Genomic DNA, 20,580 nt, shown 5'->3' on the forward strand with positions numbered 1-20,580 from the left:
GGGATCACAAAGATCTCGGAGTACGTGGATGTGCAGAAAATCTTGGCATCGGATACAGCACATTAACAAAATGGCTGAAAGACTTCCGGGAATCAGGTGATATTCCTGTTCGTGGTTCTGGTAATTATGCATCTGATGAGCAGAAGGAAATTGCCCGTCTCAGACGTGAATTACGTGATGCCCAAGATGCACTTGATGTGTTAAAAAAAGCAGTCAACATTCTGGGAAAATGACGGAAGCCATTTATCTTGAAATTTCTTCATCCATATATGGTTCACATACTTTTTCTAGTTTGCTCAATAATCTCCAAGATACCATGCTTGCAACAATGCAAGATATTAAATACCAGGAATTTTTATATGTTTCTACGACCAGAATTAATGTCCCTAAAATAATAAAAATAACAGAAACAAACTTTCGCACCTTCGGTGTAGTTGGCGATTTTTCATTTGTACCAAATAGCCACTTTGATAAATATATAAGCCCTATAACAAACAATATTGCATATACAAGCATATTAGCTTTCGCCCAAACGGAATATATAATATCCGGATTGCTATATTGCAGATTATCTCTCAATATAAAGAAGAAACCCAATTTACTGGACGATGACACATACTCAAACACTATGGCTGAGTATATCCATATTCCCGTTGCCCAGGTAAAAAGTTTCCAATTTTTATTGCAATAAGTCCACACATACATAACCACTTGAATCAGTATTACGCCAATCATTCCGAGAATTACTGACCACCTGAATCCAATATTAAATGGCATTCCCGTTGTTTTTGCCTCTGGAAGATAAATTGACTTTACATCTCCCATATATCTGTGCATAAGCAAGATTAATCCAACCGCCAAAAGCAGCATGCCAACGCTCACAACATCTGTAATAATTCTCTTTTTATAAGTTCTCATAGTATATCACCTCAATTCTTTCCTTGCATGCACTTTACTTAAAAGTACTTTTCGACACTTATACGATATGCAACATCTACAATATGAAATCCGCTGAATATCATATTCACTTCCTCCGAAGTCAGCTCTCTTATATACTGAATTTCATATGCACCAGTTTCGATATTTAATGCTACCATTCCTCTTTTTTTATCTAAGTTGGCTACAAGCAAATCACCAATACATCTCGCATTATCTTCTTTCTCAACCATTGCTATCAGTTTTCCACCTTGGAAGTCAAATGCCCCAACATATCTTGTAAATCCTGTTGCGATATCATTTTTTCTCATTTCATCGTTCCAATATGTATCTTTAAGGAGCTTCTTCTTAAGTTTATCAATATCTTTAATAACCCTCGACAGCTTGCCTGTTATGTGCATTTCATTTAACTGCCAGTAAATGCCTTCATCAATAAAATTCGATGTAACACCTTTGTATCTTCTTTTCGATACATCTGAAAACATAAGGAAATAGTCAAGTACATCTTTGTCTGGTGGTAAATATCCTTTCAGCAGCTTAACAATAAAATGGTACATTCTTGCAGATTTATTATCTTCCAAATCATACCTTCCATCTAAAATACCATCGACATAATTCAAAGAAAATACTGTCTGTGAACTGTTTTTTTCTCGTTCCAGTCGTTCATGCTCTGATATAAAAAAGAAATTCCTAAAGTCCCTCATATTGATCTATTTGAAAAAATCACACAAGCAAAAACGTCATAAATAAAAATAGTGGGAGTGAATCCTCTGATTGTTCAGCGTGTTCACTCCCTTTTCTTTGTTCAGTGATGATTTTAAAAATTACGGTGGCAAATGGGTGGCAAATAGACTGAACTCCACTCATAAAAGCCTGTAAAACCGCTTATTTACATGATAATAAACAGACCGTCTCAACATGATCACAAAACGGAAACATATCAACCGGCCAGGCCTCCTGCATCTGATAGCCTTTTTTCTTTAAAATGCGAAGATCTCTTGCCAGCGTTTCCGGATTACAGGAAACATAAACCACCTTTTTCGGTGCCAGTTTTGCAAGGCAATCCAGAAATACTTCACTGCTGCCACTGCGCGGCGGATCCATGAAAACAACATCCAGCTGCTGATCTTCTGCAGCCATTTTCAGCATAAATTCTCCGGCATCTTCGCAGTAGAAAGTGATATTTTTTGTCTGATTTCGCTTTGCATTTTTAATGGCATCACGGACAGCTTCTTTATTAAGTTCTACGCCGGTCACCTGTTTTGCTTTTGATGCTGCGATCAGACCGATCGTGCCGATCCCACAGTACGCATCGAGCACGGTTTCTTTTCCGGTCAGCCCCGCCGCTTCGATTGCTTTCTGATAGAGGATCTCCGTCTGTACCGGATTGACCTGATAGAACGACTGTGCAGAAATGCGGAACGTGCAGCCACAGAGTTTATCTTCGATAAATCCTTTTCCATAGAGAACGACGTCTCGTGTTCCAAGTACCATGCTGGTTCCCCGGTCGTTGATATTCTGAACGACCGTCGTAATCTCCGGATGAACTTTTCGCAGTGCTTTGACAAAATTGTTCTTGGATGGAAATACCGGCGATGCCGTGACGAGCACGACCATGATCTCTCCGGTAGAAAATCCGCGCCGGATCAGCACATGACGCAAAAGCCCATACTGTGTATCTTCATCGTACGTTTTGATTTTAAAAGATTTCAGAAGTCCTCGGATCGTGACGATGATCTCATCTGCTTTCTGATCCTCGATCATGCAGGAATCCACCGGAACAACTTTGTGTGTGCCTTTCTGGTAAACACCGGAAATCGCATTGCCTCTGCGGTCACGGTCAAACACAGCATGCACTTTATTGCGGTAATGATACGGATCTTTCATTCCGATGATCGGATGTACTTTTCCAAAAGAATCCAGAAGGATCCGCACACGTTTCTCTTTGTGCTTCAGCTGTTCTGCATAAGGCATTCCCTGAAATTCACATCCGCCGCATTTTTTCGCCACCGGACAGACTGCTGCTTTTTTTGTTTTGTTTTTTTCCATGAATGATTATTTGCAGAGTTCTGCAACCACCTGGTTGATGACTTTTCCGTCTGCTTTTCCTTTCATATCTGCCATTACATTTTTCATGATCATGCCTTTATTTTTTGTAGCAACGACCTCGGCAAATTTTTCCTGAATGTAAGCTTTAACCTCTTCTGCACTCATCTGAGCCGGTGCATATTCTTTGATCACATCGTAACGGAACTGATATTCTGCTTTAAGATCCTGTCTGGAGTCCGGACAGGTATCAATCTGTTCTTTTGCTGTTTTCAGCTCTTTCAGAATTACCTGATCAACCATGCTTTCCGGAATATCATCTCTGCATCCGGCATCGATCGCTGCTTTTTTTACTGCAGAAACCAGAGAAGAAATTGCTTCCTTGCGTTCTTTATCTTTTGCCTTCATAGCTGCTACCATGTCTTTTCTTAATGCTTCTAACTGCATTTTTAAATCCTCCCATCATTCCTGGATAAAACTTTTTATCCCATTGTCATTTTTGCTCATTATAGCACTTCTCTTTCTTTCCTGTAAAGTTTTCACTGTTTTTTTTCTGATTTTGTGCTATAATAATTCCACTGATGACAGGGTCAAAAGACGATCAGGTACTTTATCTCTGGCATTACCATTCTCAAACCGAAAAGAAAGGTGGAATTTATATGATCATTGCTATTATCTCTATCGCCGTCCTTGCGGCTGTGATCGTTTCCTGCGTGGTTGCTGTGGTTGCCGGTGTAATCGGCAGCAAATCTCACGATGAAGACGATGCCTAGAACACAACGACCAGCTGCATTTTAAACTGCTCTTTTCATAAAACTTCTCCCTCTACCGACACTGTAAGCACCTGCCATGGTATAAACTTACCACTTTTTTTCATTGCTGTCACAGCTGCATTTTGAATTCCGCCGCAGCATGGCACTTCCATCCTTATGATTGTCACACTTTTCACATCATTCTGTTCCAGGATTGCCGTAAGTTTCTCACTGTAATCAACCGGATCCAGTTTCGGACATCCGATCAGCGTGATTTTTCCCTTCTGGATCTCTTTTGCAAAATTTGCGTATGCAAACGCAGTACAATCTGCTGCGATTAAAAGATCTGCCCCGTCAAAATAAGGGGCATTGACCGGCGTAAGCTGAATCTGGATCGGCCACTGCCTGTTCTTTTTTCTCTTATTTGCTTCCACAGCTGCTTCGTCATATGCCGCTGCTTCCCGCTCAACAAACGTGATCGCTCCGGTTGGGCAGGTCGGCAGACAGTCTCCCAGTCCGTCACAATAATCATCCCGCAATAATTTTGCCTTTCCATTTACCATACCAATCGCATTTTCATGACAGGCTTTCGCACATAAACCACATCCATTGCATTTTTCTTCGTTTATCTCAATAATTTTTCTTATCATTTATTATATTCCTCCTAATAATCACACCTGAAATCTTTTTTTCACTGCCGGGCAGACAGCAATTTTTTTCAATCACTGTCCATACCTTCACAGTGCCCCTTGCTTTTCTGTTTTCCGTGTAGTATGATGCTGAACAAAGCCAGCAGATTTTCTGTCAAACCATTTTTTCCGGTCTAAAATCTCTGCCTGACTTTGACCTGATCCTAACATAACATCTGAGAAAAATCGGTGGTTATAACCACTGAATCACAATCAAAATACCGATAATTATCAACAGTACTATTTTTCCGCATACTGTTGTTTTTACCTGACAGGAGACTTTATGAACTTTTTAGAACTGCCTCTGTTTCAGAGCCTTTCCGATCAGGAACTGGAACAAATGAAGACTTCCAGCTGTCTGCGGACGGCTTCTTACAAAAAGAATGATATTATATTTTCTACCGGTTCCACTGTTTCTGAAATCGGCATTGTTTTATCTGGAAGCGTAAATGTAGAAAACATTGATTTCTGGGGAAATAAGAGCATTCTGGGAAATATGAATGAAGGACATATTTTTGCAGAAACCTATGCCCTGTGCCGGGAACCGATGATGGTAGATGCCGTTGCCGCCAGCAACTGCGAAATTCTTTTTTTGAATCTGAAAGTTTTACAGGAAAAAAACTGCACTTCTTCCTGGTATTCGAAAATACAACGCAGCCTTCTTGCAATGTGCAGCCGTAAAAATCTGATGCTCTCAGAACGGATTTTCTGCACTTCTTCAAAAACAGTTCGCAGCCGACTGCTGACCTATCTGTCCGCACAGTCCCGGAAACACGGCAACCATCGTTTTCAGATTCCGTTCGACCGGCAGCAAATGGCAGACTACCTGAATCTGGATCGCAGTGCCCTGTCAAAAGAACTTTCCCGTATGAAAAAAGAAGGGATCTTAGATTTTCACAAAAACGAATTTGTTTTAAAAAATGAGATGCTCTGAATTTTTCACACATCAAAATGTATGATATTGGAGGAATTGAATATGTGTACCGCAGCAACTTATAAAACAAAAGATTTTTATTTCGGACGTACTTTAGACTATGAATTTTCCTATGGTGATGAGATCATCATTACACCACGAAACTATCCTTTCGTTTTCCGCCACACAAAAACACTGGAAAATCACTATGCACTGATTGGCATGGCATGCTGTGCCGACAATTATCCGCTCTATTACGATGCCATCAACGAAAAAGGACTTGGCATGGCAGGACTGAATTTTGTCGGAAATGCTCATTACCAGCCGCTTTCTGATTCAGAAGAAAATATCGCATCTTTTGAATTTATTCCATGGATTTTAGGACAGTGTGCCACCGTAAAAGAAGTAAGGAGCTTTCTTGGCCGCATGAATTTATGTGACACACCGTTCAGCGATCAGTTTCCATCATCCAGCCTGCACTGGCTGATCGCTGACCGCAGCGAAAGCATCACCGTAGAATGTGTTGCAGATGGCATGAAAATTTATGACAACCCGGTCGGTGTACTGACCAACAATCCACCGTTTGACATGCAGCTGTTTCAGCTCAACAATTATATGCAGCTTTCCGCCAAATCACCGGAGAATCATTTTTCCGATAAATTAAACCTGAACACTTACAGCCGCGGCATGGGGGCACTCGGACTTCCGGGAGACCTCTCCTCTCAGTCGCGTTTCATCCGCGTGGCGTTCACCAAAATGCACGCTATTTCTGATGAAAGCGAAGCTTCCAGTGTAAGCCAGTTTTTCCATATTTTAGGTTCCGTGGAACAGAGCAGAGGCTGCTGCGAAGTTGCCGAAGGAAAATATGAAATCACGATCTACACCTCCTGCTGCAATGCCGATAAAGGGATTTATTATTACACGACGTATGATAATCATCAGATCAGTGCCGTTGATATGCATAAAGAAAATCTGGAAGCAAAAGAACTGATTCGCTATTCCCCGATAAAAGAAGAGCAGATATATTTTCAGAACGGCAAATAAAATTTACGGTAGAGATTTTCTTAATGTGCACCTCTGCAATCCGCCGGAGGCTATTTCTTCTTTCAATACAGTAAAAAAGAAAAGATATGAAATGTAGATTGTGCCAGACAGCAAAAAAGACAGAGGTACAGTGACGGTAGCAAGTTTCCGTCGTGAGATTTGTGTCTAGTTTCCGCCGCCGAGCGGTGTCTGAGCAGCGAAGCTGCGAGTTCCAGCGAACGGCGGATCATAGACGGCACAAATCGAACAGGAAACGATGCGTGTCACGTGCCCTGTCTTTTTGCGTCCGGCACTCTATAACATTTTCCTTTCATTTTCTGCACTGAAAAAGAAAAACCTATAACTTTCAGCTCAGCTCAAACATTCCATGATAAAGCTGATAATATTTCCCTTTCTGTTCCAACAGTTCTGCATGATCCCCTCTCTCGACAATCTTCCCCTGCTCCAGTACCATGATCGCATTGGCATTTCGCACAGTACTTAATCGATGTGCGATAACAAACACGGTCCTTCCTTCCATCAGCTGATCCATGCCTTTTTCGATCAGTTCTTCGGTTCGTGTATCAACAGAGGATGTCGCCTCATCAAGAATCAGAACCGGCGGATCGGCTACTGCTGCCCTTGCGATCGCCAGAAGCTGCCGCTGTCCCTGGGAAAGATTTGCCCCATCTGCCGTCACCATGGTATCGTAACCATCTGGCAGTCGTCTGATAAAAGAGTGTGCATTTGCAATGCGTGCCGCTCTCTCGATCTCTTCCTGCGTTGCATCCAGTTTTCCAAAGCGGATGTTATCCGCTACGGTTCCGGTAAACAGATGCGTATCCTGAAGCACGATGCCAAGAGAGTGTCGCAGTGCATCTTTCTTTATCTTTCGCACATCAATTCCATCGTAAACCACCGTTCCTCCCTGCACATCATAAAAGCGGTTGATCAGGTTGGTGATCGTGGTTTTTCCGGCTCCGGTCGATCCGACAAAAGCAATTTTCTGTCCCGGTTTTGCATACAGGCTGATATTCTTCAGGATCATATGCTCTTTCGTATAACCAAAATCAACATTTTCAAAACGGACATCACCGCGAAGCATTGTCAGTTCTCCCTCTTTTGAACGCCATGCCCATTTTCCGGTCTTTTCCTGACATTCTTTCAGGATGCCGTTTTCTTTTCTGACATTGACAAGCGTCACATCCCCTTCGTCCACTTCCGGCTCCAGATTCATCACATCAAACACCCGCTCTGCTCCGGCAAGTGCGGAGAGCAGGAAATTGCTCTGCTGTGTAAACTGATTGATCGGGAGTGCCGCCTGACGCACAAACACCAGATAACTTGCAAGACTTCCGACATCCGCCATCCCACGCATCGCCAGAATTCCTCCGAGAACTGCCACGATTGCATAATTAATATAAGATATACTTACGACTACCGGAACCATCGTTGCTGCATAAGACTGTGCACCGGTTCCTTCTTTTCGCAGTTTTTCATTTTTCTCCAGAAATTCCTGAAGACTTGCCTGTTCATGATTAAAGACTTTGACTACTTTCTGACCGCTGACCATTTCTTCAATATAGCCGTCCAGCTCACCAAGACTCTGCTACTGTTTCGCATAAAAAACCTTACTTTTTGCTCCGCTGAATTTCATATACCAGAACATGATGCCATAGCAGACCGTCACGATCAGCGACAGTTTCCAGTTCAGGATATATAGGATCACAAGGGTTCCGATCATCTGGATAAAACTCTGGATTGCCATCGCAAAACTGTTATTGAGAGCATCTGCGATCGTATCAATATCGTTTGTGAACAGACTCATGATATCGCCGTGTCGCTTCTGGTCAAAAAAGCGAAGCGGCAGTGTCTGCATATGTGCAAACAAATCTCTTCGAATATCGAAAACAACCTGCTGGGCAGCTTTTACCATCGTCTGAGAATAGCCCCAGGCTGCCAGTGCTCCGATGGCAAAAATGCCGGCTGCCACAAGCACTCCGATGGCAAGTGAATGCAGATCCCCGTTTGCAAGATTATTGACAACCGGACGTATCATGTAAGTTCCAAGAAGGTTTGCAAGGGCACTTACCGTTACCAGAATACTGACGATCAGAAGCATAAATTTATGCCGTCCAAGATAAGAAACAAAAATCCGCAGTGTGTGCTGCATATTTTCCGGCCGTTTAACATTCTTCGTTTTCGATGCCATCGCTGTTTCCTCCTTTCATCTGAGAAGCATAAATTTCCTGATAAATTGCATCCTCCTTAAGAAGCTGTTCATGCGTTCCGATATTATGGATCTTACCGTCATCCAGGATCACGATCCGATCCGTATGGATCACAGAAGAAATTCTCTGTGCAATGATGATCTTTGTCACATCGCCAAGTTTTGCCAGCTCTTTGCGGATCTTCTTTTCCGTCGCCGTATCGACTGCACTGGTAGAATCATCAAAGATCAGGATCTTCGCATTGGCAAGAAGTGCTCTTGCGATACAGAGTCTCTGTTTCTGCCCGCCGGACAGGTTATTTCCTCCCTGCACAAGCATGGTGTCCAGTCCGTCCGGAAAACGCTCCAGGAACTCATCCGCACATGCCACACGGCATGCATGCCAGATTTTTTCGTCATCTGCATCCGGATCGCCCCATTTCAGGTTATCACGTATCGTTCCGGAAAAAAGCTCATTTTTCTGCAAAATGATTCCGACTGCCGCCCGCAGTGCATGAAGATCATATGCTTTTACATCCACACCGCCAACTCTCACCGTGCCGCAGGTCGCATCATAAAGTCTCGGGATCAGCTGCACGAGCGTCGTTTTGGCGGCTCCGGTTCCACCGACCACACCGATCGTCTGCCCGGCCTTGATGTGCAGATCAACATCTGACAGTGCATACGCTTTCGCATCTTTGTGATATTTAAAAGATACCTGTTCAAAATCCACGCTTCCATCTTTGACCTTCTGTACCCCGTTTTCCGGAGACTTCAGAACAATCCTCTCATCCAGCACTTCTGCGATACGATGTGCACTGGCAAGAGATCTCGTCAACAGCAGAAAAACATTTGCGATCATCATCAGAGCGTTGACAACCTGCATGACATAACTTAAAAATCCGGTCAGATCACCAACCTTAAGACTACCGCTTAAGATCATATTTCCGCCAAACCACATGATCAGTACGATCGCACTGTACATGACAACCTGAAATGCCGGAAGATTCAGCACCGCATAGTGAAAAGTCTGTTCACTTGAAACACTCAGATCTGTATTTACTGCATCAAATTTTTCTTCTTCGTACTCTCCGCGGACAAACGCCTTGACCGCACGGATCGCTGTCACACCCTCCTGCACAACATGGTTCAGACGGTCAACGATTGTCTGAAGCTTTGTATACATAGGAGCCACTTTCCGGACGATCAAAAATAAAACAATGCCAAGAACCGGCGTACACACCAGAAAAACAATGGCAAGTTTCGGATTCATCCAGAAAGAAAGACCGATGCCGAGGATCAGAAGCGACGGACCTCTCGTCACCGGACGGAAGCCGGAATTGATCAGATTCTGCAGAACCGTGACATCCGTGGTCATTCGCGTGATCAGAGACGAGGTATCAAAATGATCCAGATTTGAGAAAGAATACTGCATCACTTTTGCATATTCTGCCTCCCTGATCTTCGCTCCCCATCCATAAGAAGCCCTCGCTGCAAACCGTGCATACAGAAGCCCCGTCACCAGAGCCAGAAGTGCACAGATCCCCATTTGAAAGCCCTTGGAATAAATATAGGCAAGATCGTGGTTTGCTACCCCGACATCGATCAGGTCCGCGATCATGATCGGAATGACAAGCTCAAACGCTGTCTCGATCATTACCATCAAAGCACCAAGCATCATATCTTTTTTATATGACCCGATATATCCTGCCAGCCGCTTTATATCATTCATATTTTATTTTCACTCCTTTTTCAGAAACCCTGAGCAATCTCAGTCTTTGATGCAAAGCGGAGATTCACAATCCTCTTTCGCACTCTGTCAGTTGGTCAGTTCCTTCAAAAGCTCCAGATCCTCTGCCTTTATTCTCAGATTCGTCTCAATCTTTTCGCCATCCGGTGTGGTAACCGTGATCGCCATGATGCTGCCCTCCTTTAAAGCCCGTTTGGAAACTGCATTGCAGAATGCCGGGAATTTCGGGTGGTTTCTTTTAAATATATTCCATGCATTCATAATCTTCATCATATTTCCTATATTATTCAGTGCCATTTGTTTTACCTCCTAATATTCATTTTTACATCTGCTAAGTTTAAAGTACTTTCTCAAACTGTGCAAGACACAATTACCACAAATTGAGCCACATAATCACTCCCGTACAGGCAGGAATGACATTTAGACCTTTTGACCCTGGCATCATTATATAATTTTCACATGAAAAAAATATTCTATTTATATGTTCGCCTGACTAAACGTTCAAAACTGAGCAACTCTCGTGCATGATCTGGCGTTTTTTCCCCGCTTTTTTTGCTGTTATTCGTTCAAACTCATTCATAAACAGCAGATTTCATACATTTTCAGCAAAAAGTTCAGAAAGTTTTTATTGATTTTGCCGGGTAAATATGTATAATGATGATAGAGAAGTGGGCATCATTTCTTTAACTTTAAGTATAAAAGAAAAGAGGTTAATCAGATGGCAAAAATTGATTTAAGCAAGTATGGCATCACTGGAACTACTGAGATCGTGTACAATCCATCTTATGAGATGTTGTTCGAAGAAGAGACAAAACCTACTCTGGAAGGCTTTGAAAAAGGCCAGGAAAGTGAACTGGGTGCTGTCAACGTTATGACTGGTATCTACACAGGTCGTTCTCCGAAAGACAAATTTATCGTAAAAGATGAGAATTCCAAAGACACTGTATGGTGGACAACAGATGAATATAAAAACGACAACCATCCGGCTACTCAGGAAGCATGGGATGCTGTAAAAGCACTGGCTATCAAAGAACTGTCTAACAAGAGACTGTTCGTAGTAGATGCTTTCTGCGGTGCCAACAAAGACACCCGTATGGCAATCCGTTTCATCGTTGAGGTTGCTTGGCAGGCTCACTTTGTAACAAACATGTTCATCAAACCGACTGCTGAAGAACTGGAAAACTTCGAGCCGGATTTCGTTGTATACAACGCTTCCAAAGCAAAAGTTGAGAACTACAAAGAGCTGGGTCTGAACTCTGAAACAGCTGTTATGTTCAACATCACAAGCAAAGAACAGGTTATCGTAAATACATGGTACGGCGGAGAAATGAAAAAAGGTATGTTCTCTATGATGAACTACTTCCTGCCGCTGAAAGGCATGGCTTCCATGCACTGCTCCGCAAACACTGACATGAACGGTGAAAACACAGCAATCTTCTTCGGTCTGTCCGGAACAGGTAAAACAACTCTTTCTACAGACCCGAAACGTCTGCTGATCGGTGATGACGAGCACGGCTGGGATGACAACGGCGTATTCAACTTCGAAGGCGGATGCTACGCAAAAGTTATCAACCTGGACAAAGAATCCGAACCGGATATCTACAATGCAATCAAACGTAACGCTCTGCTTGAGAACGTTACTCTGGACGAAAACGGCAAGATCGACTTCGCTGACAAGAGCGTAACAGAAAATACTCGTGTATCTTACCCGATCAACCATATCCAGAACATCGTTCGCCCGATCTCTTCTGCACCGGCTGCTAAAAACGTAATCTTCCTGTCCGCAGATGCATTCGGCGTACTGCCTCCAGTATCTATCCTGACAGAAGCTCAGACACAGTACTACTTCCTGTCTGGTTTCACAGCTAAACTGGCTGGTACAGAACGTGGTATCACAGAACCGACTCCGACATTCTCAGCTTGCTTCGGCCAGGCATTCCTGGAGCTGCATCCTACAAAATATGCAGAAGAACTGGTTAAGAAAATGGAGAAGAGCGGTGCAAAAGCATACCTGGTAAATACAGGATGGAACGGAACAGGCAAACGTATCTCCATCAAAGATACTCGTGGTATCATCGATGCTATCCTGAACGGAGATATCAAGAATGCTCCTACAAAGACCATTCCATACTTCAACTTCGAAGTTCCTACAGAACTGCCAGGCGTTGATCCAGCTATCCTGGACCCACGTGACACATACGCTGATGCTTCCGAATGGGAAACAAAAGCAAAAGATCTGGCTGACAGATTCATCAAGAACTTTGCTAAATACGAAGGAAATGCTGCCGGTAAAGCTCTGGTTTCCGCTGGTCCTCAGAAATAAGAATAAGACTGCCGAAATCAAACTTTTCAAAAGCTTATACAAAAGGACACCGCAAAATTGCGGTGTCCTTTTTTTATGCCGAAATGCCTCCGCGTGGCAGTCCAGATGGAACACATTGCGCCCATTGCCCTGCGGCGGGGAATTTATCGTGAGCAGATACATTTTACATTTATCATACCTGAAAATAAGACTATTATAAACGCAAAACAATCGCCTCACACGTTTTTTGACGCTGCTGCTTCATACGCCTGCTGATAGAAGGTTTCCTGAGCATCCATCGGGTGTTCGATCGTCATCGGGATTCTGTAATTTCCTTCCGAATCCTCATGACGGGCCTTCTGATTATCATTTAACATGATCCGGAACATCTCAAGCAGACGTTCTCTGATTGCCGGATCGCAGACAGGAGCTGCGACTTCCACACGTCTTAAGGTATTTCGCGTCATATAATCGGCTGACGCAATATAAACTTTCTCTCTTCCCTTACTTCCGAAAATATAAATTCTCGAATGTTCCAGAAATCTTCCCACAATGCTGATCACACGAATATTTTCCGTTGCATCTTTTACGCCCGGGATCAGACAGCAGATACCGCGGATGATCAGATCAATCTTTACTCCGGCACAGGAAGCTTCGATCAGCCTGTCTATGATCTTTTTGTCAGTAAGTGCGTTCATTTTCAGCCCGATATAAGCATCTTTTCCGGCAAGTGCAGCTGCAATCTCATCATCGATCATCGCCAGCACTTTATTTTGCAGACAGAGCGGTGCTACCAGCAATTTGTCTGTGTGTTCTACGACTTCTCCCATCGCCAGTGCCTGGAAAACTCTTCTCGCCTCTTTTGCGATCTCTGTATCGGCTGTCATCAGGGAAAGGTCTGTGTAAAGACACGCCGTTTTTTCGTTATAATTTCCTGTTCCGATCTGCGTGATATACTGCACTTCATCGCCGGCTTTTCTGGTGATCTGACACAGTTTGGAATGTACTTTAAATCCATCCAGCCCATAGATCACATGACATCCGGCACGCTCCAGCCTTCTTGACCACTCGATGTTATTTTCCTCGTCAAATCTTGCCTTTAATTCTACAAGTGCCAGCACTTCCTTGCCATTTTCCGCTGCCTCGATCAGAGCTTCCACCACTTTACTCTGTTTTGCCACACGGTAGAGCGTCATTTTTACGGAAAGGACATCTTTGTCATTTGCAGCTTCATGCAGCATCGTAAGAAACGGTTTCATGCTGTCATACGGATAAGATAAAAATTTGTCCCCCTCCAGAATCTGATCCAGAATCGGTCTGCCTTCTTCAAACTGCACAGATTTCTGCGGAATCCGTTTTTGATAGAACAGTTCCGGCACGTAACGCAGTTTATCCTGGATTTCATAGACAAATGACAGATCCAGCGGTCCCTCATTATAGAAAACATAGTCACGGTCAAGATCCAAATAATGACACAGAGTACTGATCACTTCACCATCCATTTCCCGTGACAATTCCAGACGGATCGGAGCCAGTTTTTTCCTCTGTTTGATCACTTCCACCATAAAATCACGATAATCCAGATCTTCGTCATACAGTGCATCTGCGTCAATATCTGCATTTCTGGTGATGCGGATCAGTGATTTTGCTTTTACACGATAACCTTTAAAAATTTCCGGCATATAATGGAGAATCACTTCTTCTGCCAGAATATAAGTGCCGCGTTTGCCGGGAAGTTCTATCAGACGTTTGAACATACCACTGCTGCATGGAATGATACCCAGCTTCTCTTTTCCGCTCTTTGTCTCTAGCACTACGACTGCATAGATTTCTTTATTTCGCAGAAATGGAAATGGCTGTCTTTTTGCCACGATCGTCGGGAAAATGATCGGTGCGATTTCACCCTGAAAATAGCGTTTAACGTATTCGCTTTCTTTTTCATTCATCTTCTTGAAATCCGTGATGCAGATATCATATTCTTCCAGTTCTTCCATGATTTCATCGTAAACGACATTTCTGCGACGGTTCAGTTTTCCGACTTCCGCAAGGATCTTTTTGATCTGCTCCTCCGGTGTAAGATTTGTTTTATTATCACGGATATCTTTTTTCAAAAGCATCTGATCTACGAGCGATCCCACACGCACCATAAAAAATTCATCAAGATTGCTCTGATAGATTGCTGCAAAATTCAGTCTTTCACAGAGCGGCACTTTTTTATTTTCCGCCTCTTCCAAAACACGTTCATTAAATTTCAGCCACGACAGTTCCCGGTTCATATATACTTTTCTCATTTATTATTCTGTCCTCCTCAATAAAATGTGATGCCCTTAACAGCTTTTTCGTTGCGTGCATTTAAGCCAGACACACGTGAGACCTGGGCTAAATCCCATAAAAATGGCATTCTACCTTTAACCATAAATTTATTTTACTGCCACAAGATCAAATCCTCTGCAATGCCATGTAAAATCCATGTAAAGAATCTTACTATTCGAAAATGAAACCCCACTCAGACAAATCTGTTGCCCGCCACTTATAAAAGTTTGAATCTTTTCCAATTAACGTAAAAAGGACAACAGATTTTCTCTGCTGTCCTTTGTATATTCTGCATGATTACATGATGTGCGTCTCTGCACTTTTCTGTTTTTAGTATGGATAGAAGTTTCCGTTTGCATCGGTTACGCCATCGTTACCGAATGTATACTGCATTCCGCCGCTGTCTACCCAGTTTCCGTTTGCATCCTGTGTCACGGAAATATAATTGCCCTGGTCATCATAAAAACCGTTGGTGCTGCCGCCGGTATTGCCATTGTTTCCATTATTTCCATTGTTGCCATTATTTCCGTTGTTGCCGTTATTATTTCCGTTGTTGCCGTTATTATTTCCGCTGTTGCCGTTATTATTTCCGCTGTTGCTATATGGATAATAATTGCCGTAATTATCGGTTACACCATACTGACCAAAGGTGTAAACAATGCCGTTTCCATCTACCCAGTTTCCGTTGCTGTTTTTATAAACTGTGATCAGATTTCCCTGATTGTCATAGAAACTGCTGGTCTGAGTAGCTCCGCCGTTGTTATTGTTGTTATCACCGCCGTTATTGTCATTTCCGCCGTTGTTGTTGTTATTATTGTTGCTGTTTCCATCCTGCGGATTGTAGGTAAAGCTTGCACCGTTGCTGTTTGTGATACCGTTTGCATTAAAATAATAAATCGCTCCGCTGCTGTCTACCCAGTTTCCGTCGCTGTCCTGATAGATATAAACTGCGTTGCCGTTGCTGTCATAAACATACTGACCGTTCTGGTTGGAATCAAAATTGCCATCGGTAGAAGCTGTGCTTCCGGACTCGGACTGTGTTGTACTGTTCGACTCGGAAGATGTTGTATTATTCTTTTTAGTCTCAGATGTTGTTGTGCTCGATGTTTTCAGCAGTTTCAGACTCTCCACAGAAGTACGGATCGCTTCCATTGCCGTTGCATCATCCTGCATAACCTGACCGTTGACCGAATAAATATCCTCATCTCCTACCAGGTTATACGCTACCGAGTACGCATACTTACTGTTTGTACTCTTACATTTGATGGTTGTGTGATATGCCTCGTAGGAACCCATGGTATTTTTCTTGTATTCTACAACTGCATAATCGGTTTTGGATTTTCCGGCTTTCTCCAGATTATTCAGTACTTCTTCTTCAGAGGACGGAAAAACAAGTCCGTTCGTCTCATCTCCGGAATAATGTACGATCGTGATCGTTCCCTGGTTCGGTGACTCAAAGGTCCATTCTTTTGTGCCTTCTTTTTTCATTGTCCAGGTGTCATCCGGAAGTTTGATAGAAATACTGCCATCTTTTGATTTAAATGTTGTGGATGTATTTGTAGCTTTCTTTGCTGTTTCGCTCTCTGTCTGTTTCTCTGTAACACGAATCGTTTCGCTGCTCGTCTCAGTTTCCTGTGCTTTCTTTTTACAGCCGGTAGCCAGACAGGAAATGGACAGAGCGAGTACCAGACAAGTTACGATTTTTGATCTCATTTTCATCTATACTCCTCCATTCTGGTTGTTACCTTCTTTGACTTCCATATTCTACGCTTTCGCAGATATAATGTCAATCAAAAACCGGTTTAATATGGATAGAAAACGCCATTCTGATCGGTTACGCCATCATCGCCAAACTGGTAGGTCATACCGCTTTCATCAACCCACTGTCCCTGGCTGTTTTTGTGAACGGTGATCCAGGTTCCGCCATCATCATAGAAGCCATTGCTATCGCCTTCACCATTATCGGCTGCCGGATTATCGATGTTATTCTCGGTATCCGGTGCCTGTGTTTCCGGCTGCTGCACTACCTCTGTTTCCACTCTTGTCTCCAGATCCGGATGTGTTTCCGGTGTCTGCGTATCCTGGCTCTGATTCTGGTCATCCGATGCCTGATTCTGATCCTCTGCGGCTGAAGTCTGGGCAGAATCCTGACCTGCTCCCCGCTGTGTCTGATCCTGGGTCTGTTTTGTGCTGCTGTTCGTATCCCCACTGTGGCTGCCGCATCCTGTCATCAGAAGAGCCGATGAGAGGACTGCTGCTGCCATAAAATGTAATGCCTTATTTTTCATAATAATATTTACACTCCTTTATATCCTGTTTTACCATTTGCTGAAATTGCCGTCGCTGTCTGTTGCCCCTTTTTCATCGAAAGTGTAGGTTTTTCCATCACTGCCGATCCAGTTTCCGTTTGCATCCTGTGTCGCTGTCTGATAGTTTCCATTGATATCATAGAAACCAATGACCATGCCATTATCTGAAGAATTGCCGGAACCTGTCAAAGAATCCGACTCTGATCCGGAACCTGTTGTTCCCTGAGGCGGATCATAATAATACTGTGTGCCGTTGGAATCTTCTACGCCGTTTTCTAGGAAAATATAAGAAGTTCCGTTATCATCACGCCAGGTGCCGTCCTCAGACGGATAAGCGTAGATCGTATTTCCGTTTGCATCAAAGAAATAGCGGTATTCCTCATCGGTCGATGCACCGGAAGAATCGCCTGTACTTTCACCGGAAGTATTGTCTGAAGCAGTATCACCTGTATTTTCCGGATCAGAACTGTTACCGGCATTATCCGAAGATGTACTGCCGTCTGCCGAAGATCCGGAGTTTGCACCAGAATCTGTCTTTTTACTGTCATCATTTAAAACTTTGAAGCTGGTAACGGCACTTTTCACTGCCTGCTGCACCGTACTGTCACTGGATGTCAGTTTTGCCGTGATCGTATAACTCTCGGTGTCCGTATTGATCAGATACTTGATCAGATAAACGTAACCAAGATCTGCGTCCTGCGTGGATGCAGCATAATAATAAAGCTCTGTACCATTGGTGCTGTCTTTTTTATATTCTACCTGAGAAAATGCATTCTCCTGGATATCGTTTAAAAGAGCAATCGCATCTTCCTGAGACTGCGGCAGATTCTTCTCCTTGATCTTTGACTTTTTGTGCGTGATCCGGATCGTGCCGACGCCTTCTTTCATAAATGCCCATTTATTCTCAATGCCTTCCTTTGTCGCCACCCATGCAGAATCCGGAAGATCAAAAGAAAATGAATTGCTCTCTGAAGTATATGTTGTGGCTGCTTCGGTCTGTGCAGTACTTTCGCTCTGAGCTGTCGTCTGTTTCGTCGTCTCCGTCTCAGATGCCTTTTTCTGGCAGCCGTTCATCATAAACATTGCGGCCATTCCGATTACCAATAATGTCGCAATTTTCTTTTTATTATACATGAAAAATCCCCCTTTTCTCTCTGATTTTCAGTGTGTTTCAAGTCCACTCCCTTTTTCATTGTACAATGAAGATGCGGTTAATGTCAACTTTTCTTAACACTTCTTAACAAAATCTACATATTTGGCACACCCTGTGCCCTTCTCTGTTTCAGCTTTCGGATCACATGACAGTACGCCGGAATTAGGAAACAATCTGCCATGATCCATGCCAGAGGACTGGCAAAACATACGCTTGCGAATCCCAGATACGGAACCATGATCACGCCGATAATGGCTCTTGCGATCATTTCCATGACACCTGCAAGGATTGCCAGACCGCTGAATCCCGCTCCCTGAATGGTAAAGCGAACCGCATTGACAAAAACAAGTGCAATGTAAAATCCGCTGTTTGCAAGAATAAACAGCACTGCATTATGTATGATCTCCGTTTCGGATGCATTTATGAACAGAAGCATCCAGTATTTTGCAGAAAAAAGCATGACCAGGAAAATCAGGATCGAGTATGTGATACCGATCAGAACGGATGCCTTTAATCCCTGACCGATACGCTCGATCTTGCCTGCCCCGACATTCTGTCCGGTGTAAGTTGCCATGGCCGAACCGATCGCATCAAACGGACACGCCAGGAACATCGAAAGCTTCGATGCCGCCGAAACCGAGGCAACGGCTGCCGAACCAAGTGTATTGATACCGGTCTGAAGCACGACACTGCCGATCGCTGTGATCGAATACTGAAGTCCCATCGGAATACCCATTTTACAGAGGATACCGATGTGTTTGCCATGCAATTTCCATTCTCCCGGCTCCATTTTCAGGATCGGGAACTTTGTCTTTATACACCACAGAGACAGTACCACGGAAAATGCCTGTGCAAGCAGTGTCGCAAAAGCCGGTCCACGAACGCCGAGTTTCAAAACCGTTACTGACAGGATATCAAATCCGATATTTGCCACTGCTGCCATCAGCAGAAAGATCAGCGGCGATTTGGAATCCCCAAGAGAACGGATGATCCCGGTCAGGAGATTGTAGGCAAGTGTGATCGGTATCCCTGCAAAAATGATAAAAATATAATCATATGCAAGATCCAGGATATCTGCCGGTGTCTTCATGGCGATCAGCACGCTGCGGCATAAAATACAGACTGTGATGCTCATGATCGCCGCAAAAAAAACAGTCAGCCAGATGCTGTTTGCCACAAACCTTCTCATATCTTTATAATCTTTTGCCCCGTAACGCTGTGCGACCGGAATGACAAAACCATTGGCAAGTCCCATACAGAATCCGATGATCATAAAATTGATCGCCCCGGTAGAACCAACGCCCGCCAGTGCATCTTTTCCAAGGAACTGACCTACAACGATCGTATCTACCATGTTATAAAACTGCTGCAGTAAAAACGTAAAAAACAATGGAATCGAAAATCGCATGATAATCTTCCAAGGTGTACCTTCTGTCAGATCTGTTTCCGCGTTTCTCATTTCCTTAATTACCTCCATATTTTAAATTCCATTTTTTGCACAGATATCCGCCAGGCAGCATCTGTCACAGTAAGGCTTTGTTCTCGCTGTACAGACCTCTCTGCCATGATAAACGAGTCTGTGGCAGAAATCACTACCTTCTTCCGGTGGAATGATCTTCCAAAGTGCCATTTCGACTTTTTTCGGATCTTTGATCCCATCTACCAGACCGATACGGTTTGTCAGACGAATGCAGTGCGTATCCGTGACGATCGCAGGCTTTTTGAAAACATCGCCCATGATCAGGTTTGCACTCTTTCTTCCCACGCCCGGAAGCTTTAAAATCGCATCAAAATCACACGGCACTTTGCCGTCGTACTCATCACGCAGCATTTTCATGCATGCACTGATATCACGTGCCTTGCTTTTTCCAAGACCGCATGGCCTTACGATCGCCTCGATCTCTTCCGGTGTCGCTTCCGCAAGAGCATCTACATCCGGATATTTCGCATAGAGATCCTGAACCACAACATTTACCCTGGCATCCGTACACTGTGCCGCAAGCCGGACACTGACCAGCAGTTTCCATGCCGCATCATAATCAAGCGTACAGTCTGCCAGAGGATATTCCTTCTTTAAACGCTCGATCACTTCCAGCGCAAGCTGTTTTTTTGTCATATGCTCCTCCTTATATATTTTCAAAAATCTTTTTGTACCCGTTATTTTATCACAAGAATCGCAGTAAGG

Annotated in this window: 16 protein-coding genes and 2 pseudogenes; 4 read left to right on the forward strand and 14 right to left on the reverse strand. The window is 43.6% G+C overall.

Annotated elements, in window-relative coordinates:
• Positions 1–233, forward strand: a pseudogene (locus GPK60_RS06690) (hypothetical protein); the annotation flags it as partial.
• 10 nt (positions 234–243) lie between these two features.
• Here GPK60_RS06690 and GPK60_RS06695 read toward each other — a convergent pair.
• The 5 genes from GPK60_RS06695 to GPK60_RS06715 all read right to left on the reverse strand — a co-directional run bounded on the left by GPK60_RS06695 (position 244) and on the right by GPK60_RS06715 (position 4,384).
• The gene (locus tag GPK60_RS06695; RefSeq protein ID WP_215659118.1) at positions 244–918 is read right to left on the reverse strand and encodes a hypothetical protein; all 675 of its coding nucleotides are present in this window, start codon (positions 916–918) and stop codon (positions 244–246) included.
• 38 nt (positions 919–956) lie between these two features.
• Positions 957–1,556 (reverse strand): hypothetical protein, encoded by a 600-nt coding sequence (locus GPK60_RS06700; protein WP_215659119.1) that lies wholly within the window; start codon positions 1,554–1,556, stop codon positions 957–959.
• 265 nt (positions 1,557–1,821) lie between these two features.
• Positions 1,822–2,985 (reverse strand): 23S rRNA (uracil(1939)-C(5))-methyltransferase RlmD, encoded by a 1,164-nt coding sequence (rlmD, locus tag GPK60_RS06705; protein WP_215659120.1) that lies wholly within the window; start codon positions 2,983–2,985, stop codon positions 1,822–1,824.
• Between the two features lie 6 nt (positions 2,986–2,991).
• Entirely contained in the window at positions 2,992–3,429 is a 438-nt protein-coding gene (locus GPK60_RS06710; RefSeq protein ID WP_173867070.1) for a GatB/YqeY domain-containing protein, read from the reverse strand.
• Between the two features lie 361 nt (positions 3,430–3,790).
• Positions 3,791–4,384 carry a 4Fe-4S binding protein gene (locus GPK60_RS06715; RefSeq protein WP_022120014.1) on the reverse strand — a complete coding sequence of 198 codons (594 nt, stop codon included), beginning with the start codon at positions 4,382–4,384 and terminating at the stop codon, positions 3,791–3,793.
• A gap of 322 nt (positions 4,385–4,706) precedes the next feature.
• On the opposite strand from GPK60_RS06715, the gene GPK60_RS06720 reads away from it, so the two are divergent.
• Positions 4,707–5,357 (forward strand): Crp/Fnr family transcriptional regulator, encoded by a 651-nt coding sequence (locus GPK60_RS06720; protein WP_215659121.1) that lies wholly within the window; start codon positions 4,707–4,709, stop codon positions 5,355–5,357.
• A gap of 42 nt (positions 5,358–5,399) precedes the next feature.
• On the forward strand, positions 5,400–6,380 hold the full coding sequence (gene bsh, locus GPK60_RS06725) for a choloylglycine hydrolase (RefSeq protein ID WP_173867010.1): 981 nt from the start codon (positions 5,400–5,402) through the stop codon (positions 6,378–6,380).
• A gap of 346 nt (positions 6,381–6,726) precedes the next feature.
• Here bsh and GPK60_RS06730 read toward each other — a convergent pair.
• The 3 genes and pseudogenes from GPK60_RS06730 to GPK60_RS06740 form a co-directional block, all read right to left on the reverse strand.
• Positions 6,727–8,571, reverse strand: a pseudogene (locus GPK60_RS06730) (ABC transporter ATP-binding protein).
• Positions 8,546–10,300, reverse strand: coding sequence for an ABC transporter ATP-binding protein (locus GPK60_RS06735; RefSeq protein ID WP_215659122.1), 1,755 nt, complete (start codon positions 10,298–10,300; stop codon positions 8,546–8,548). Before GPK60_RS06735 ends, GPK60_RS06730 begins: the two are co-directional and overlap by 26 nt.
• 87 nt (positions 10,301–10,387) lie before the next feature.
• Positions 10,388–10,615 carry a hypothetical protein gene (locus tag GPK60_RS06740; protein ID WP_022119908.1) on the reverse strand — a complete coding sequence of 76 codons (228 nt, stop codon included), beginning with the start codon at positions 10,613–10,615 and terminating at the stop codon, positions 10,388–10,390.
• Between the two features lie 421 nt (positions 10,616–11,036).
• On the opposite strand from GPK60_RS06740, the gene pckA reads away from it, so the two are divergent.
• Positions 11,037–12,641, forward strand: a complete 1,605-nt coding sequence (gene pckA / locus GPK60_RS06745; protein WP_215659123.1) for a phosphoenolpyruvate carboxykinase (ATP) — start codon at positions 11,037–11,039, stop codon at positions 12,639–12,641.
• Positions 12,642–12,856: 215 nt separating this feature from the next.
• Here the strand turns inward: pckA and ppk1 are convergent, their stop codons facing one another.
• From ppk1 to nth, 6 genes are all read right to left on the reverse strand, one after another.
• Positions 12,857–14,911: a polyphosphate kinase 1 gene (gene ppk1, locus GPK60_RS06750; protein WP_215659124.1), complete on the reverse strand. Its 2,055-nt coding sequence runs from the start codon at positions 14,909–14,911 to the stop codon at positions 12,857–12,859.
• Positions 14,912–15,263: 352 nt separating this feature from the next.
• On the reverse strand, positions 15,264–16,652 hold the full coding sequence (locus GPK60_RS06755) for a hypothetical protein (RefSeq protein WP_215659125.1): 1,389 nt from the start codon (positions 16,650–16,652) through the stop codon (positions 15,264–15,266).
• Between the two features lie 83 nt (positions 16,653–16,735).
• Positions 16,736–17,221 carry a hypothetical protein gene (locus GPK60_RS06760; protein ID WP_022118178.1) on the reverse strand — a complete coding sequence of 162 codons (486 nt, stop codon included), beginning with the start codon at positions 17,219–17,221 and terminating at the stop codon, positions 16,736–16,738.
• A 30-nt stretch (positions 17,222–17,251) separates the two neighbouring features.
• On the reverse strand, positions 17,252–18,376 hold the full coding sequence (locus GPK60_RS06765; RefSeq protein WP_022118177.1) for a PsbP-related protein: 1,125 nt from the start codon (positions 18,374–18,376) through the stop codon (positions 17,252–17,254).
• Between the two features lie 113 nt (positions 18,377–18,489).
• On the reverse strand, positions 18,490–19,872 hold the full coding sequence (locus GPK60_RS06770) for an MATE family efflux transporter (protein WP_252191318.1): 1,383 nt from the start codon (positions 19,870–19,872) through the stop codon (positions 18,490–18,492).
• Positions 19,873–19,875: 3 nt separating this feature from the next.
• Complete coding sequence (nth, locus tag GPK60_RS06775; protein WP_022118175.1) at positions 19,876–20,511, reverse strand: endonuclease III; 636 nt, start codon at positions 20,509–20,511, stop codon at positions 19,876–19,878.
• Positions 20,512–20,580 lie beyond the last annotated feature (69 nt).

Origin of the sequence: Ruminococcus sp. MCC718, assembly GCF_018783905.1 — a bacterium.
Lineage (GTDB): Bacteria > Bacillota > Clostridia > Lachnospirales > Lachnospiraceae > Hominisplanchenecus > Hominisplanchenecus faecis.

Coding starts and splice junctions, on each gene's coding strand:
- rlmD (WP_215659120.1), bottom strand. CDS start 2,985: ATGGAAAAAAACAAAACAAAAAAAGCAGCAGTCTGTCCGGTGGCGAAA.
- ppk1 (WP_215659124.1), bottom strand. CDS start 14,911: ATGAGAAAAGTATATATGAACCGGGAACTGTCGTGGCTGAAATTTAAT.
- GPK60_RS06770 (WP_252191318.1), bottom strand. CDS start 19,872: ATGGAGGTAATTAAGGAAATGAGAAACGCGGAAACAGATCTGACAGAA.
- GPK60_RS06755 (WP_215659125.1), bottom strand. CDS start 16,652: ATGAAAATGAGATCAAAAATCGTAACTTGTCTGGTACTCGCTCTGTCC.
- GPK60_RS06735 (WP_215659122.1), bottom strand. CDS start 10,300: ATGAATGATATAAAGCGGCTGGCAGGATATATCGGGTCATATAAAAAA.
- pckA (WP_215659123.1), top strand. CDS start 11,037: ATGGCAAAAATTGATTTAAGCAAGTATGGCATCACTGGAACTACTGAG.
- GPK60_RS06710 (WP_173867070.1), bottom strand. CDS start 3,429: ATGCAGTTAGAAGCATTAAGAAAAGACATGGTAGCAGCTATGAAGGCA.
- GPK60_RS06720 (WP_215659121.1), top strand. CDS start 4,707: ATGAACTTTTTAGAACTGCCTCTGTTTCAGAGCCTTTCCGATCAGGAA.
- GPK60_RS06695 (WP_215659118.1), bottom strand. CDS start 918: ATGAGAACTTATAAAAAGAGAATTATTACAGATGTTGTGAGCGTTGGC.
- GPK60_RS06715 (WP_022120014.1), bottom strand. CDS start 4,384: ATGATAAGAAAAATTATTGAGATAAACGAAGAAAAATGCAATGGATGT.
- bsh (WP_173867010.1), top strand. CDS start 5,400: ATGTGTACCGCAGCAACTTATAAAACAAAAGATTTTTATTTCGGACGT.
- GPK60_RS06760 (WP_022118178.1), bottom strand. CDS start 17,221: ATGAAAAATAAGGCATTACATTTTATGGCAGCAGCAGTCCTCTCATCG.
- nth (WP_022118175.1), bottom strand. CDS start 20,511: ATGACAAAAAAACAGCTTGCGCTGGAAGTGATCGAGCGTTTAAAGAAG.
- GPK60_RS06765 (WP_022118177.1), bottom strand. CDS start 18,376: ATGTATAATAAAAAGAAAATTGCGACATTATTGGTAATCGGAATGGCC.
- GPK60_RS06740 (WP_022119908.1), bottom strand. CDS start 10,615: ATGGCACTGAATAATATAGGAAATATGATGAAGATTATGAATGCATGG.